Origin of the sequence: Pedobacter glucosidilyticus (genome assembly GCF_002483235.1) — a bacterium.
Classification (GTDB): domain Bacteria; phylum Bacteroidota; class Bacteroidia; order Sphingobacteriales; family Sphingobacteriaceae; genus Pseudopedobacter; species Pseudopedobacter glucosidilyticum_B.
In genome coordinates, this window is sequence record NZ_DLHN01000026.1 from 104,221 (window position 1) to 121,729 (window position 17,509).

The 17,509-nt window shown below is 35.2% G+C and carries 11 protein-coding genes; all 11 read left to right on the forward strand.

The window, feature by feature from the left end:
- Nucleotides 1-34 precede the first annotated feature (34 nt).
- The 11 genes from B2745_RS11230 to B2745_RS11280 all read left to right on the forward strand — a co-directional run bounded on the left by B2745_RS11230 (nt 35) and on the right by B2745_RS11280 (nt 17,486).
- Entirely contained in the window at nt 35-1,888 is a 1,854-nt protein-coding gene (locus tag B2745_RS11230; RefSeq protein ID WP_304066541.1) for a RagB/SusD family nutrient uptake outer membrane protein, read from the forward strand.
- Nucleotides 1,889-1,908: 20 nt separating this feature from the next.
- Nucleotides 1,909-3,531: a DUF5123 domain-containing protein gene (locus B2745_RS11235; RefSeq protein WP_304066543.1), complete on the forward strand. Its 1,623-nt coding sequence runs from the start codon at nt 1,909-1,911 to the stop codon at nt 3,529-3,531.
- 68 nt (nt 3,532-3,599) lie between these two features.
- The gene (locus B2745_RS11240; RefSeq protein WP_304066544.1) at nt 3,600-5,117 is read left to right on the forward strand and encodes a pectate lyase family protein; all 1,518 of its coding nucleotides are present in this window, start codon (nt 3,600-3,602) and stop codon (nt 5,115-5,117) included.
- Nucleotides 5,118-5,128: 11 nt separating this feature from the next.
- The gene (locus tag B2745_RS11245; RefSeq protein WP_304066546.1) at nt 5,129-6,601 is read left to right on the forward strand and encodes a pectate lyase family protein; all 1,473 of its coding nucleotides are present in this window, start codon (nt 5,129-5,131) and stop codon (nt 6,599-6,601) included.
- 45 nt (nt 6,602-6,646) lie between these two features.
- Nucleotides 6,647-7,987: a pectate lyase family protein gene (locus B2745_RS11250; protein ID WP_304066548.1), complete on the forward strand. Its 1,341-nt coding sequence runs from the start codon at nt 6,647-6,649 to the stop codon at nt 7,985-7,987.
- Between the two features lie 12 nt (nt 7,988-7,999).
- Nucleotides 8,000-8,755, forward strand: a complete 756-nt coding sequence (locus B2745_RS11255) for a rhamnogalacturonan acetylesterase (protein ID WP_304066550.1) — start codon at nt 8,000-8,002, stop codon at nt 8,753-8,755.
- A 2-nt stretch (nt 8,756-8,757) separates the two neighbouring features.
- The gene (locus B2745_RS11260; protein WP_304066553.1) at nt 8,758-9,498 is read left to right on the forward strand and encodes a rhamnogalacturonan acetylesterase; all 741 of its coding nucleotides are present in this window, start codon (nt 8,758-8,760) and stop codon (nt 9,496-9,498) included.
- 32 nt (nt 9,499-9,530) lie between these two features.
- Nucleotides 9,531-10,460: a pectinesterase family protein gene (locus B2745_RS11265; protein ID WP_304066555.1), complete on the forward strand. Its 930-nt coding sequence runs from the start codon at nt 9,531-9,533 to the stop codon at nt 10,458-10,460.
- Nucleotides 10,461-10,726: 266 nt separating this feature from the next.
- Nucleotides 10,727-11,863, forward strand: coding sequence for a T9SS type A sorting domain-containing protein (locus B2745_RS11270; protein ID WP_304066557.1), 1,137 nt, complete (start codon nt 10,727-10,729; stop codon nt 11,861-11,863).
- A 75-nt stretch (nt 11,864-11,938) separates the two neighbouring features.
- Complete coding sequence (locus tag B2745_RS11275; RefSeq protein ID WP_304066559.1) at nt 11,939-13,678, forward strand: right-handed parallel beta-helix repeat-containing protein; 1,740 nt, start codon at nt 11,939-11,941, stop codon at nt 13,676-13,678.
- Between the two features lie 79 nt (nt 13,679-13,757).
- Nucleotides 13,758-17,486 carry a pectinesterase family protein gene (locus tag B2745_RS11280; RefSeq protein ID WP_304066561.1) on the forward strand — a complete coding sequence of 1,243 codons (3,729 nt, stop codon included), beginning with the start codon at nt 13,758-13,760 and terminating at the stop codon, nt 17,484-17,486.
- The last annotated feature ends 23 nt before the right edge of the window (nt 17,487-17,509 follow it).

A 17,509-nucleotide genomic window follows, 5' to 3' on the forward strand; every position in this document is an offset into this window, starting at 1 on the left:
GTATTTACAAACCTTGTATAAAACGAAAAGTATTATGAATCAATTAATAAAATATAATGTTGTGGCAATGGGTGTAGTAGTATTGTCACTTCTATCTTCTTGTAAAGATTATCTTAACATTGAAAATCCTTCTACTATATCTGAAACAGTGGCTTTTGGGTCTTTAAATGAAGCAAACTCAACAGTTGTAGGCGTTTACGCTAAACTGCCAGGGGATAATGGCTATGGAAGTCGTTTATCCTTATCTTTTTCTCAAGGAGCTGACGATTTTAAAGTAGATGGCGCTTACAATCCTTTACAAACCAGAGGTCTTAGTCATTATGGTGCCAGCCCTAATTTACCTGATTTAAAAGCACCTTATGAGCAGTTATATTCAGGAATTGAAAGAGCTAATATGTGTATTAAATATATTCCTTTATCTCCTATTTATAATTCTGGGACAGAAACAGAAAAGGTAGGAATGAGGAAATTGTTAGGAGAAGCATTAACATTAAGAGCACAATTTTACCTAGAGTTGTTGAGAAATTGGGGAGATTTACCCGCTCGTTTTGTGCCAGCATCTGATATTACAGACCAGTATATAGGCAAAGAAGACAGAGATGTTATATATGATCGCTTATTGGAAGATTTGAGAGAAGCCGCAACTCTTGTGCCATGGAGGTCACAAACAAGTGATAACACACCAACAAGAATTACAAAGGGTGTAGTTAAAGGATTAAGAGCAAGAATAGCGTTAACAAGAGGTGGTTATTCTTTAAGAAGAAATCCACAAGTTATGGCTAGAAAAGATGACTATTTAACTTACTACACCATAGCTAGAGACGAGTGTAAAGAGATTATTGAAAGTGGAGAACATGGCTTAAATCCAAATTTTGAAAACTTATTTAAGTCTTTACATACTTCCAAATCTGTTGAAGTTGGAAGAGAAATGATGTTTACAGTTGGAGCAGCAGGAACTACAGGAGCTACCAATACAAAAATGGCTTACAGTAATGGGATAAGACAAAATGCTAGTTCTTCCTATGGCCAAGCAAACGGTTTAAATGCCGCTATTGCAACTTATTTCTATGAGTTTGACAGAGAAGATTTAAGAAGGGATGTAACATTGGCTTATTACTCAATTTCAGCAACTAATACCAAAGAATTAACAACTTCTTTAGTTATGAGAGAGGGTAAATTTAGAAAATATTGGACAGCCATAAGAGATGCTTCTCAAAACTTAGGTGTTAACTGGCCTATCTTACGTTATGCAGATATTTTATTAATGTATGCTGAAGCCGAAAACGAATTGAGTGGTCCTGAAAATGCTAAAAGTGCGTTAAGACAGGTGAGAGAAAGAGCTTTTCCACAGAGTCAATGGTCAACACAGGTTACCAATTACATTAATACAGTTTCTGCAAATAAAGAAACCTTCTTTAATGCCATTATGCAAGAGCGTTTATTAGAGTTTGGAGGCGAGGGAATCAGAAAATATGATCTAATAAGATGGAATAAATTAGCTTCAAACATAGAAGAGACCAGACAAAAAATGAGAGACTTTAGAGATGGAGTGGGTGTTTATGCTAATTATCCAAGATATATATATTATATACCATCGCCATTTATTAATGCTGCTACCATACCTGGGGAATTAGCTAATCTTAATTTATTTGGAGGTAATATTAATACCGTCATGTATACCCCAGGATTAGGCACAAGTACAGCACCTGCAGGTTATACCACCGTTAGATGGAGAGATGCTGTGAATGATACAGGTAATAGTGAAAGATTTATAACAGGCGTAGATGGTATTGCACATGCTTTCGTACCCAACTCAAGAGAACTGCTTCCTATTCATAGTGATATCATTGGAGCTAATTTTAGGTTAACTCAAGACTATGGCTATTAATTAATTTTAAAACATTAAAGATGAAAAATAGAGTATTTATTAAACTTAGTTACCTACTTATAGTATTGCTAGTAGCATCAGTTTTGCATTCATGTAAAAAAGATGTATTGTTAGATGACTATTCAGGCTTACGTATGTTTACCCCAACCACTGTGGCAAGAATAATAAGTGGAGAGTCTAATGTTAAAATAGAATGGAAGCCTAGTATTTTTGTTGAAGAAGAAATCATAAATTATAAAATAGAGGTTGCTAGGGATTCATCCTTTTCAAACATAGAATACACTACACAAGTAGATACGGCAGGTGTAACCATCAACTTCCCTGATTTGTTAATTAGGCAACGTTATGTGGCTAGAATAAAATCACTCGGAATTAATGGTAGAGAAGACTCTAAATGGCTAATTACCCAGCCCTTTAGTATAGTAGGGGCGCAAATTTTTACTTCGGCAACTACTACAGGCGATGCAGCCGAATTAAGATGGACTTTTAGGAATGGATTAACTAAATTGACCATTACTCCTGAGGTTGGAGCGGCGTATGATATTAATTTAACAGTTAATGATAAAGACCCACAAAACGCTAATTTGGGCTTTAAATTACTGAGCGGACTACCATCTTTAGCCGGTTTTAGGGCAGAAATTTTTGCTGGAAGCTTAAGCTTAGGTACAATTGAATTTAGAACAAAAGCACCAGTTGGTACAGGAGCTATAATTGACCTAACTGGAATAACCAATAGACCTTCAGTTCTTTCTGATACACTTAGGAGTGCAATACCAGCAGGTAGTACTATTATTCTAAAGAAAGGACAGCAATATACCATAGCAACAACCATTTCTTTGGATAGAACGGTTACCATTGTAAGTGAAGATAACTTCAATCCAGGAAGGGCAGAGATATTCTTTACCAGTAACTTTAATTTTGCCCCAGGTGCAACTATAGATTCAATTAAATTTAAGAATATTACTTTAAGAAGTGATAATCCAACATCAAGGTATGTATTTAATACTACCCAAGCTGCAAACATAGATAAGATGATATTTGATGAATGTTTAATTACCTCCTTTAGAGGGATATTTAGACAACAATCAGCTGCTTCCGTTGTAAAATTATTTAGTATTAATAATTCTATTGTTACCGATATTGGTAATTACGGATTAATATCTGTAGATAATATAGCTTGTACAACTCAAAATATATCTGTTACAAATAGCACAATATATAAGGCAGATAGGATAATTGTGAGTAGAAGTAATTCAAATTCAGTTGTTATTTCTAATTGTACTTTTAACGAGGCCCCTGTAGCTGCAAGTTATATAGTTGATTACTCTACTTCGCCAACCAATGTTGTGGCTAATGGTATCAAACTAAATAACAATATTTTCGGGCTAGGAAGACTAGCCGGTACTAGTACAGAAATACGTGGAATTAGAACTTCTACCACTACTGCTATATTAGATGCTTCTACATCTTTCTTTACATCAGATTTAACTTTTAATGTTGCAAACCCTAATCCAGGATTTACTGCATATAGTAAGCCATCTACAGATTTATTTACTAATCCAGCAGCAGGAGATTTTAAAATAAAAGATGCCACTTTCGTGGGTAGAAATACATCAGGAGATCCTAGATGGAGGATAAATTAATTTCAAAAAGCTGTTTCACTTTCTAAATAGGAAAGATGAAACAGCTTTGTTTATAAAAGGAGAAGATTATGGGAGTGAAAAGTTTCATATTAGCTATTTCATTAGCAGTTGTTTTTTTATTTGCTAGTTGTAAAAAGGATAATGTTTCAACAAAAGAAGATGTAGTCATCAATCCACCACCTGTGGGTAATGATAATGTTCCTGTAAAAGTAACAGAAACAGCTTTTGCTTTCCCTGGTGCAGAAGGTGCAGGTAAAACTACAACTGGCGGTAGAGGAGGAAGAGTTATTAAAGTAACTAATCTTAATGATAGCGGAACAGGAAGTTTGAGAGCTGCTGTAGAGGCAACAGGGCCGCGGATTGTAGTTTTTGAAGTATCTGGTAATATTAAACTAAGAAGCAGGTTACAAATCAGAAATGGAGACCTTACCATTGCCGGGCAAACAGCCCCTGGTGACGGGATATGCTTACAAGACTATGAAACTAATATAACGGCTAATAATGTAATCATCCGTTACCTAAGATTTAGATTAGGAGACACCAACGTAGCCACCATAGAAAGTGATGCTTTATGGGGCAGAGAAATTGAAAACATTGTTTTAGACCATTGCTCTATGAGTTGGTCTATAGATGAAACTGCATCCTTTTACCATACCAAAAATTTTACCATGCAATGGTGCTTCATTACGGAGAGTATGAACAACTCTGGACATGCCAAAGGTGCACACGGTTATGGCGGTATTTGGGGGGGTAACCCAGCAACTTTTCATCATAACTTAATAGCGCACCATACCAACAGAAATCCACGCTTTGATGGAGGAAAAAGATACAGCAATGGTAGTGGTACGGGTTTAAGTAAATATGGTGCAGATAAAATAGATTATCGAAATAATGTTGTTTATAACTGGAGCGGTAATAGTACTTATGGCGGAGAAAATGGCGAGTATAACATGGTAAATAATTACTATAAATATGGTCCTGCTACCCCAACAAATAGAAGAAATAGAATTATGCAAATTTCTAAAGATAATGCTACTACTGCCCCCAATCCCGCCGAATATAGCTTAGGTTATGGAACTTTTTATATCGCAGGAAATTTTGTTTTTGGCAACGTAGCGGTTACAGCAGACAACTGGACAGGAGGTGTCGATTTTGATTCGGGTATTACAAGAACAATGGCGCAAAGAACAACACCGTTTCCTGCAACAGATATACCAGTACATAGTGCAGAACAAGCTTTCGAAGCAGTATTAACTTATGGTGGGGCAAGTTTAAAACGTGATGCTATAGATACCCGAATTGTTGGAGAGGTTAGAAATGGTACAGCAACATTTAGCGGTTCTGTATCAAGGCTTTTAGGTATAATAGATAAACAAAGCGATGTAGGTGGTTGGCCATTTTTAACACAAACCAGTGTTTTAACTGATACCGATGGTGATGGGATGCCTGATGATTGGGAAAAAGCTAAGAAGTTAGACCATACCAAAGCCAATGCTAGTAGCAAAGATTTAAGCACAGGGTACGATAATATTGAAGTTTATGTCAATAGTTTAGTCGGTACTATCACAGAAAATCAGTATAAATAATATCATTTTATATGAAATATAAGGGATTACTTTTTGTATTATTCGTGTTTGGTTTTATTGCAATAGCATGTAAGAAAAAAGGTAGTACACCAGAAGAACCTGTAAAACCACCTACTGGTCCAACACCGGTAAATGAGGTAGCACTAGCTTTCCCTGGTGCAGAAGGTTTTGCTAAAAATATTACAGGCGGACGTGGAGGTAGAGTTATAAAAGTAACCAATCTTAACGATGCAGGTACCGGAAGTTTACGAGCAGCAATAGAAGCTACAGGTGCAAGAATTATAGTGTTTGAAGTTTCTGGAACTATTGTTTTAAAAAGCCGACTTCTTATAAGAAATGGTGATGTCACCATAGCTGGACAAACAGCACCTGGAGATGGGATATGTTTAAGAGATTACGAGGTGGGTGTTGATGCAGATAATGTAATTATTAGATTTCTTAGGTTTAGAATGGGCGATGCTGCTCAGCAAGAAGGAGATGCTCTAGGTGGCAGATTCAGGAAAAGAATTATGGTAGATCATTGCTCTATGAGTTGGTCTACTGATGAATGCGTGTCTTTTTACGCAAATGAAGATTTTACTTTACAGTGGTGTATCATTGCAGAAAGCTTAAGGAACTCTGTACATGGGAAAGGGGCGCATGGTTATGGCGGAATTTGGGGCGGCAGAAGAGCCTCGTTTCATCATAACTTAATGGCTAATCATGACAGTAGAAATCCAAGACTTGGAGAAGAAGCAGGTAAAGCTTTTGCCTTAACAGATTTGGTGGATGTTAGAAATAACGTATTCTATAACTGGGGTAATAATAGCATGTATGGCGGCGAAGCCATGAATGTTAACATTGTAAATAATTACTATAAACCCGGACCCGCTACTTCAAAAAACGAGCGCATACTATCTATAGACAAAAATAAAACCACAGGTACCGAAGTATTTGATATATGGGGTAAATTTTATGTAGATGGTAATTTTGTAGATGGAAGCACAAGAGCAACTAATGATAACTGGACTTTTGGAGTTTATAATCAATTTCATAACAGTTACGGTACAATTTCAGAAGCAGATAAAGCCAGTATGCGTTTAGCAAGTGCTTTACAAATCAATAATAACGTAACCACTCACTCTGCTTCAATAGCTTATGAGAGAGTTTTAGAATATGCAGGAGCATCATTTAAAAGAGATGCAGTAGATGCCAGAATTGTACTTCATGTTAGAAATAAAACTTTTACAGCTCAAGGGTCTAAAGGCAGTACCAATGGTATTATAGATACACAAACAGATGTTGGTGCTTGGCCAATACTCAATCAAACTGCTGTTTTAACTGATATCGATGGTGATGGCATGCCTGATGATTGGGAAAAAGCCAAGAAACTAGATCATACCAAAGCCAATGCTAATGGTAAAGATTTAAGTACTGCTTATGATAATATTGAGGTTTACATCAATAGTTTGGTAAGCACTATCACAGAAAATCAAATCAAATAAATGGGAAAAGTATATAGCCTAATAAGCATCTTTTTTTTATTTACGATGGCTGTTACAGCTCAGCCAATAGCTTTCCCTGAGGCAGAAGGTTTTGGTAAATATACCACTGGTGGCAGAGGTGGAAAAGTTTACATTGTAAGTAATCTGGATGATGATGGCGAGGGGAGCTTAAGAGCTGCTGTTACAGCAAAACATCCCAGAATGGTTGTGTTTGCAGTATCTGGTACCATTCATCTAAAATCTCGATTAAATATCAGTAAAAATATAACCATAGCAGGCCAAACCGCTCCTGGTGATGGTATTTGTATTGCCGATTATCCGGTAAGTTTAGTTGGGGATAATATCATCATCAGGTATTTACGTTTTAGGATGGGAGACCGCTATCAAAATACTGGTAAAGTAGCTGGTTCTGGTAGTGATGATGCGATGAGTATTTCTAAACGTAAAAATGTGATGATAGACCATTGCAGTTTTAGTTGGAGTACCGATGAAGTTTTATCAGCCTATGGCGGAGATAGTACCACGTTACAATGGAATATCATTTCTGAACCGTTAAACTATTCTTACCATTTTGAAGAAGGCGATACCGATTTTGAAAAACACGGTTATGGAGGTATCTGGGGAGGTTCAAATTTATCTGCACATCATAACCTTTTTATTCATTGCAATAGTAGAACGCCGAGATTTAATGGTGCCCGTTTAGGTTCTACAGATGAATTTGTGGATTTTAGAAATAACGTTATCTATAACTGGGGGCATAATAATGTTTATGGTGGCGAGGGTGGCAAATATAATATTGTAAACAATTATTACAAGTTTGGGTCATCAACCAATAAAAATGTTTTATACAGAATTGTTAATCCTTCGGTTGATAAAAGTGGTAAACATGGGCAATTTTATGTGGCCGGAAATGCAGTTTACAAATCATCAGAAACTACAAAAAATAATCGTAAAGGGATATATTTTGATAAAAAAGCTGATAGCTTAAGTAAAGAAAAAGCTATTGTTGAACAGTCTTTTAAAGTTATAGAGGATGTAAATCAATCAGCAAAGAAAGCCTATAAATTAGTTCTAAAAGACGTAGGTGCAAGTTATAAAAGAGATACTTTAGATAGCAGATTGATAAACGATGTTAAGAAACAAACAGGCAGCATTATAGATGTACAAGGTGGATTTAAACACGGTACACCTTACGAAGAAAGCAAAATTGCTTGGCCATTTTTAGCATCAACAAATGCAAAATTAGATACCGATAAAGATGGTATGCCGGATGATTGGGAAATCAAAAAGGGGTTAAATCCTAAATCATCAAATGACCATCAATTATATACCTTAAATAAAGATTATACCAATTTAGAAGTATATATCAATAGCTTAACAAAGTAATTGATACAGTGTATGAAGTTCCTCAAACAGATAGGGTTTATTTTTATCGTTGCTATCATCTTAGCTTTTAATCAAGCAAAGGATAAAACAACTATTTTTTTAATTGGTGATTCTACCATGTCTCAAAAAAGTATGAAAGCTTATCCAGAAACTGGTTGGGGAATGCCTTTTACCCATTTTTTTGATTCTACGGTAGTGGTAGAAAACCATGCCCAAAATGGAAGAAGTACCAGAACTTTTATAGAAGAAAACAGGTGGCAACCTATTCTAACTAAGTTAAAAAAAGGAGATTATGTATTTATCCAATTTGGGCATAATGATGAGGTACCAACTAAAAAGAGCTATACGACAGAAAAAGATTTTAAATCCAATCTCTTAAGATTTGTGAAAGAAAGCAGGTCAAAAAAAGCTATCCCTGTTTTAATTACGCCAGTTGCCAGAAGAAAATTTAATTCTGAAGGTAAGATTGTAGATACGCATGAAATTTATGCAGCTTTGGTAAAAGAGGTAGCTCAGCAAAATAAAGTTCCTGTGATAGATTTATCTTCAAGTAGTATGAAACTGCTACAAGATTTTGGAGTAGAAAAATCAGCTTACTTATTTAACCATTTAGCACCCGGTCAAAACCCTAATTATCCAAATTGTAAAATAGATGACACACATTTTAACGAGTTAGGAGCTCGTTACATGGCTCAGTTGGTATTGGCAGAAATAAAATCGCTAAACTTAGCTCTTAGCTCAAAAATCATTAAACCAGTAAAAAAATAGCCATGATAAGAATCTATATTTTAGCTATTGCTTTCATATTAAGCTCATTTAAAATTGTTAAAGATAAGCCTTTAACTATCTGGTTAATTGGAGACTCTACCATGGCACAAAAGCCTACAAATAAATTTCCTGAGCATGGTTGGGGAATGCCTTTTGCCAACTATTTTAACAATGCAGTACAAGTAAAAAATAAGGCTAAAAACGGTAGAAGCACCAGAACATTTTTACAAGAAAATCTTTGGCAGCCCATTGTAGATTCTTTACGAGAAGGAGATTATGTTTTTATACAATTTGGACATAATGATGAAAGTCAGAAACATGCTGATAGATATACTTCTCCGGAAGATTATAGCATAAATCTATTAAAGTTCATTAACGAAACAAGATCTAAAAAGGCAAATCCAATTTTGGTAACTCCTGTTTCTAGAAGATATTTTGATAAAGAAGGAAAGATAAAACAAACACATTTACCTTATTCTGAAGTAGTAAGAGTATTAGCAAAAGAACAAAAAGTTATGATGATTGATTTGGATGAGATGAGTAGGAGTTTATATCAGCAATTTGGTGATGAAGGGTCTAAATTATTATTTCTTGATTTTCCGGCAGGACTACATCCAAACTACCCAGAAGGGGCTAAAGATGGAACACATTTTAATGACTATGGCGCCAGAAGAATTGCAGAATTGGTACTGCAAGAGCTTAATAAACAGCAAATTGGTTTAGCAACATATATTGTAAAATAATGCGTAATTTTTTTAAGTATCTTTTCTTGTTGATGATAGGTATATTTCATCTGCATGCGGTTAAAGCTAAAGATTACCATTTTATAGTTGATGCCAAAGGGAGTGGAGATTTTAAAACCGTACAAGAGGCTATAAACGCTGTTCCTGATTTTAGAAAGCAAACAACCATTATTTACATCAAAAATGGTGTTTACAAAGAGAAGTTGATTTTACCGGGCTCAAAAAAAATGGTAAAATTCATAGGTGAAAGTAAAGAAAAAACCATTCTAACTTTTGATGATTTTGCAGCTAAGCTTAATAAATTTGGAGAGCCTATGGGTACATCGGGTTCTTCTTCTTTTTACATTTACGGAGATGACTTTAGTGCTGAAAACATCACGTTTCAAAATTCATCTGGTCCGGTTGGGCAAGCAGTAGCTGTACAGGTTATTGGAGACCGTATACATTTTAAAAATTGCAGATTTTTAGGCTATCAGGATACACTTTACACCTACGGTTATGGTAGCAGGCAATATTATGAAAACTGTTATATAGAGGGTACAACAGATTTTATTTTTGGTGCAGCAACAGCCTTGTTTAAATCTTGCGAGATTTATAGTAAAAAAGGCGGTTCTTTTATCACAGCGGCATCAACTCCTGATACCATAAAATACGGATATGTATTTATAGATTGCAAACTTACAAGCGATGCGCCAGAAAAATCAACCTATTTAGGCAGGCCATGGCGTCCTTATGCTAAAACCGTTTTTATTCATTGCGATTTAGGCAAACACATCAAACCAGAAGGCTGGGATTTTTGGGGAAAAGAAAGTAATAAGCGTACTGCTTTTTATGCCGAGTATCAAAACAAAGGTGAAGGTTTTAAACCAGAACAACGTGTAAGTTGGTCTTTTCAATTAACAGTAAATCAAGTAGATAGTTATAATGTGGATTCGATTTTACGAGATTGGATTCCTCAATAAAGTAAGATAAACTTGTTTTAAACAAGTGGTATTTTGAATGTTAGCTAAGACGATAGGCCTGAGAATCTATCGTCTTTTTTTATTTCTTTTTTACTACATCGTTCCCGGCAACGATTGCACAGATTTATTTGTCTAAATGCCTGTTTTTCAATAAAAAACTTAGTAGAATTGAATAACCAATTAAAGACTTTAAGCTCTTAGAAAAGATTTCAAAAGCTCAAAATCAACTTACATTTTAAACATTTATCAACTTTAAATTTTAGATTATGATGAAAAAATTACTTTTATCAAGTTCAGTAGTAATTCTGTACTTTTTAGCTTTTTTAGACGTAAAAGCTCAAGATGATATTGCTGCAACATTCACACCAACCCCTTCTTTTGATTATAATGTTACGGCTAATAATCCAAACCCCAATGATGGTGTTGATACTCACCCTTTGTCTGGACCTTATACTCAAGGTAATATTATAATGACATCTTTTGGTATAGGAGCAAGGCAAGAGTCTAATAACGGTTCAGCTCTTTTCCGTTATTTAAATTTCGGGTCTAATTTTAATGCTACAACAAAAGCAAATAGCATTGATTTTGTAAGTACTTCTGACATTAAGCAAATTACACTTTTATTTAGAGGTGGTGGTGGGTCCGCAGCAGCCCAACCTGTGGTTTATGCAGGAGCAGATGAAGCAAGTGCAGTTATCATCAATTCTGGACAAGTAGGTTATATTGATGGTTTTCCGGCAGGTGCTGGTTTAGCACCTGGTAAATACAGCACAGGTGTTTTCCCTGCTGGAACTAAGTATGTTAGAATTATTAGAACAAGTGGTCAAACACTAAGGATATATAGAGTCTTAGCTAGTACAGCAGTTTTTACTCTACCTTTAGACTTCCTTTCTTTCTCTGCTAAACCATCAACTTTTGGAAGTGTTGATTTAGACTGGAAAACAACCAATGAGGTAAATACCAAAAATTTCGAAGTTCAAAGCAGAACAGCTAACTCGGAATTTAAAACCATAGGTTTTGTGGATAGTAAAAACACTGCTGGAGTTCACAATTATTCTTTTACAGATAGCAAGCCTCTAGCATCTACTGTGTATTACAGAATAAAGCAAGTAGATAAGGATGGCGAATTTGATTATAGTGATGTTAAATCAGTTAATCTTAAACAAGGTATTTCATTAGCAGTATACCCTAACCCTGTAAGTGATGTATTAAGTGTTAAACACCCAACTTCTGTAAATCGTGTAACTATAATAAATTTGGAGGGTAAAAAATTGTTAGAAAAAGCAGTTTCTAATGATACTATTTCTACGGATATAAATGTGGCAAGTTTACATGTTGGTACTTATATCGTTGTGGTAGATGCTAATGGAGAACAATCTTCGGCAAAGTTTATTAAAAAATAGCCTATTACTTTCTTAACTAAAAAGGCATGTTTCTTATAGGATGCATGCCTTTATTTAGTCCGTTATTTCCTTCAAATGAAAAAGTTTTACTTGTTCATACTGGTTGTTTTTTGCTTTAATGTTAAGGATTTATATGCCTCTCAATATACGGTTAGTACTGTTACAGAACTTAGAAGCGCTATTTCTGCTGCCCAAGCTGGCGATGTAATTTTATTAAACGGAGGCACTTATACGTTCACGACAAGGTTAGAAATTAAAAATAAAAGTGGAAATGCCAGTAGTAGAATCACTTTAATGGCTAATCCGGCTAGTGTTAATAGACCAAGATTTGATTTTTCTGCCATGCCTGAAAATAGTAGCAATGTTGGCGTATTAGTAGAAAACGCAAATTATTGGCATATCAAAGGAATAGATGTTTTTAAAGCCGGAGACAACGGTATGCAAATAAAAGCATCAAATAATAATATTGTTGAGTTTTGTACCTTTTCAGAGTGTGCTGATTCTGGTTTGCAGATTGATAATGGCTCTGCATCCAATCTCATTCTAAATTGTGATTCTTTCTTTAATGCCGATTCTAGCCTAGAAAATGCCGACGGATTTGCTTGCAAACTAACCGCTGGTACGGGTAATATTTTTAGAGGATGCCGGGCTTGGCAAAATTTAGATGATGGCTGGGATGGATACTTAAGAGGCGCTGATAATATCAGTACTACTTATGAAAATTGTTGGGCTTTTGATAATGGAAAACTAAAATCAGGTGCTGTAAGTGGAGGCGATGGTAATGGTTTTAAAACCGGAGGAAGTGATCTTAAAGATTTAAAGCACAATGCTGTCTTAAAAAATTGCCTAGCAGTTGGTAATGTATCTAAAGGTTTTGATCATAACAGTAACAGAGGCGAAGTAACCTTATTTAATTGTGCTGCCACAGGTAATGGTAGTAATATGGGCTTTAGTAATACCAATCCTTTAAGCAAACTTACTATTAAAAACAGTTTAGTATTAGGTAGCACAGGTTCTGTAAATGCTACTTTATTAGATGTTACCAATAACAGCTGGAATAGTAGTCCGGCGGTAAGTGTTACATCTGCAGATTTTGTAAGTGTTGATGTAGTAGATTTAAAATTACCAAGAAAGCCAGATGGTAGCTTACCTGATATTAATTTCTTTAAACTGCTTGCTAATAGTGATTTAATAGATAGAGGAGTAGATGTGGGTTTAACTTTTTCAGGTTCAGCACCAGATATTGGAGCTTTTGAATATGTAGTACCTCTTCCATTAGATTTATTGAAGTTTGAAGCACAGAGAATGGCTAATCAATCAACTGTGAAATTAACATGGTTAACTACGAATGAGGTAAATACAAAAGATTTTGAAGTTTTTAGAAGAGACGATGATACACCTTTTGTTAAAATACACCAACAAATCGCAAGAAATACTCCGGGTATTCATTATTATGAGTTTATAGATGAAAATCCATTATTAGGAAAAGCATACTATCAGCTTAAACAAATAGATAAAGATGGAAAGTTTACGCTGAGTGATGTGGTTTTTGTGGCAGGATTTAAATCTGCTAATATCTTTTCAATATATCCGAATCCAGTACAAGAGATAATGAATATAAAAAGTCTTGAAGAGCTAAGAGGGGTCAAAATTATATTTGAAAATCTGCTTGGGCAGAAAATATTTGAGGATACTTTAAACTTTATAGCTGGAGAAAACTTCATAAACATTCAACACCTTCCACAGGGTATTTATACAATGTACGTCATAAAAAATCACGATGTGCTACTGGTAAAAAAAGTAGTAAAAAAATAACAATCAAGCTTGATTTCATGAATCGCCCTATTACTAGCGGACAAGATAATCAGCAATAAAATCAATTTAACCTAATTTTATGAAAAGAATAATTTACGCTATTTTTCTATCAATTTTATTAGTTTCTAGTGCGGCAGCGCAAAGTGTTACTGCTACCTGGTCACTATTAGCCAATACTTCCGGAACAGTTTCAGCGGGAGGATTAACATTAAGTAACCAAAACTTAGGAAGTGCTATATCTGGTGTTCAATATGGCTCTACTTTTGGAACTGTATCAGGGTGGCAAAGAGTTGCCTCAACTGTTACTTTACCTACTAGTTATCAAGCAAATTCATATATAGAATATGCAATTACTGTACCTGCTGGTAAAAAAATCACGATTAGTAATATTAATTTTAGTGCATTAGGAGGTGGAACAAGCGGTGCAAGAATGGCTGTTTTTTACTCTTTAAATGGTTTTCTAAACTCATCTTCTGCTGGGACTATTAGTTATAATAATACAAGTTATGCTAATGATACAGGAGCAGGAGCAGTAAGCTTATTAAATACAAGTACAACCCCCCTTACAGGGCAAGAAGTAGCTAACATAAACACGAATATAGAAGTAGGTCAAAACAAAACGTTTACCATAAGAATTTATGTTTGGGCAGGTTCAACAGGTAGGTATTTCACCTCTAAAGATTTTAAGTTAACAGGGGTTATAGCAGATGATACTACCCCTGTTTTACCCCGTTATACCGTTAACACAATAGTTAATAATAGTAGTGCGGGTACAGTTATTAAAACTCCCAATAATACTGATTATGAGGAAGGCTCGTCACTAAGTATACAAGCAGTTGCTAATTTTGGTTATAGATTTGTAAAATGGATTAATACAGATAACAATGCAGATTTATCTACAACCAACCCTTATGTTATCACAGTAAATGCCTCACAAAATATTACCGCTGTTTTTGAAACCCTTACAACTTATAACTTCACCTTAAATAAGGTAGGTTCTAACTGGGGCGAGGTTAATTTATCTCCAGCCCCAACAAATGGTAAATACGTTGCCGGTACAGAAGTTACGATGACAGTTATTCCTAACCGGGTAACTAGTTTTAGTTATTGGGATGATAATTCTACAGCATTACAAAAAGTTGTTACAATCGATGCTGATAAAACTTTTACCGCAACCTTTGATGAAATTCCTTTCATCGTTGGTTGGGACTTTAAAGCCGAGAACCCTAAAATTAATCGTACGGGAGACTTTTATTCAGAGTCTAGTAATACAGGGTTGATAGCTATATACGAACCTAGTGGTACAGCTGTTAACTGGTTATCAAATACGGGTTCTTTTTCTCCTGCCTATCCTAATCTAAGATTTTGGACGGCTGGCGCAAGTTTTAATACAACCAGAAGATATCTCAAAGCTCAATTTGCTACAACCGGATATAAAAATATTCAGGTAAAATCTATGGTTACGGCTAATTATCAAGCTTATGCAGTACAAAAGCTTCAATATTCTTTAGATGATATTAGCTATACAGATGTTGCAAATGTTGATATCACAAGCGTTTACAATGCCAGTTGGAAAGACTTAAATGTTACTTTACCTGTTGCGGCAGAAGGTCAAGCTAGGGTTTATTTAAAATGGATAGCGGATACTTCTAGTCCTATTTTAGGAAATTCAACAGATAACGATGGGACAGCATTTACCAATATTTTTGTTTTTGCAGATAAAGAAATTGTAAACGATACCGATGCACCTTTATTAATATCAAGTGTGCCTGCATCATCTTCAAGCACAGCAACCATCAATGGTTCTATAGTACTTACTTTTAATGAGAAAGTGAAAGTAGGTACGGGTAATATTACTTTGGGTAGTACTTCTTTAACCGGAGTTTTTGGAGCTAAAACGGCAACTTTTGCTTATGAAAAGCTGAACTATAATACACAATACACTTTCACTGTTCCAGCTGGTGCTTTAACAGATATGTCTGGTAATCCTTATGCTGGCACAACTATCACTTTTACAACTGCTAGCCGTACACAACCAACAAGAAAATTATTTGATGCCGTTGTTGCAAAAGATGGTTCTGGAGATTATACCTCAGTAATTGATGCTATTGCAGCTGCTCCAACATCCAGAACTACACCTTGGGTAATTTTCATTAAAAATGGTAAATATACTGGTCATCATGATATCCCAAGCAATAAACCTTTTATACACTTAATAGGCCAAAGCAGAAATGGGGTTATTATTTCTGATAACAGATTGTCTGGCGCAAATAACATTGGAGCAACTGTATATCACGTAAGTCAGGGCGCAACAATGGTCGTAAACGCTAGAGATTGTTATTTCGAAAATATCATTTTTGAAAACAGCTATGGTTTTGAGACACAAGCAGGTCCACAAGCTTTAGCATTATACACCACAACAGATAAGTTTGCGATGAACAATTGCTACTTAAGAAGCTATCAGGACACTTATTTAACAGCTTATAGCAGTATTGCTGATAGACATTACATCAAAAATTCTAGAATAGAAGGTGCAGTAGATTTTATTTATGGTGGTGGAGATGTGTTTTTTGATAAAGATACGATAACTATGACCCGTAAAGATGGTGGTTACATTGTTGCGCCAAGTCATGGTAATGGTACAGCATGGGGTTATGTATTTAGTAATTGTGTAATTAATGAATCAGTTGTAACTGGTGCTACATCTTACTTTGGCAGGCCTTGGCAAAATGCCCCTAAAACAGTTTTTATCAATACCAAACTATTAACCGGCATTTATGCAGCAGGTTGGTATTATAAAATGGGTGCTATTCCGGCTGTGTTTGCAGACTATAATACGGTTAACGCCCAAGGTAACCCGATAGATTTAAGTCAGCGTATTTCTAATTACGAGTACGATGTAAAAGATGCAAATGGCAATGTAACCAGTACAGTAACTGGCGTAGCAAAAAAATCTTTAACAGATACAGAGGCGGCAAGTTATACTTATGAAAATGTGATTCTTAGAAGTGGTGATATTTGGGATCCAAGGTTAATAGCAGAAGCCCCAGATAAGCCAGCAAATTTACAACGTATTGGTAATACATTATCTTGGGATGATGTGCCTTATACACGTTTGTATGTAATTACGAGAAATAGCAACGTAATAGGATTTTCACTAACCAATAGCTTTACAGATAATACTGCGGTTAGTAATACCAATTATACTTACACAGTGCAAGCTGCAAGCGAGTATGGTGCTTTAAGTCAGGCATCAACACCATATCAAACTTTACCTCTTCAACTTTTAAGCTTTCAAGCGCAAGCTGTTAGACAAGGTAAAGAAGTTGCTTTAAAATGGACTACCGCTCAAGAAATCAATACCGCAAGTTTTGATATAGAAAGAAGTGTTGATGGACAGGTGTTTAATGCTATTGGTAATGTAAAAGCACAAAACAAAAGTGGTAATTTCAACTATCAATTTACGGATTTTTCTCCTCTTAAAGGCGTTAGCTATTACCGCTTAAAACAAATAGATTTAGATGCAAAGTTTGAATACAGCCCTATAAAAGCGGTTGATATTACAAATAATCAGATTATTATTTACCCTAATCCAGTAAGTTCTGAGCTGGCTATCTCTCATCTAGGCGCAAAAGCAGCTGGCAAGCTAAGTATTTTTGATAGCATGGGTAAAGAGGTTTTAAAAATTGATGGACTGAAATCAGAAAATCAAACTAAGGTTGATGTTTCTGCACTTAACGCTGGTGTTTATTTCATTCAACTTAATATAGGTAAAGAAATATTTAGCAGTAAGTTTATCAAGCAATAAGCTATCTGTTATCAGAAAGGGTT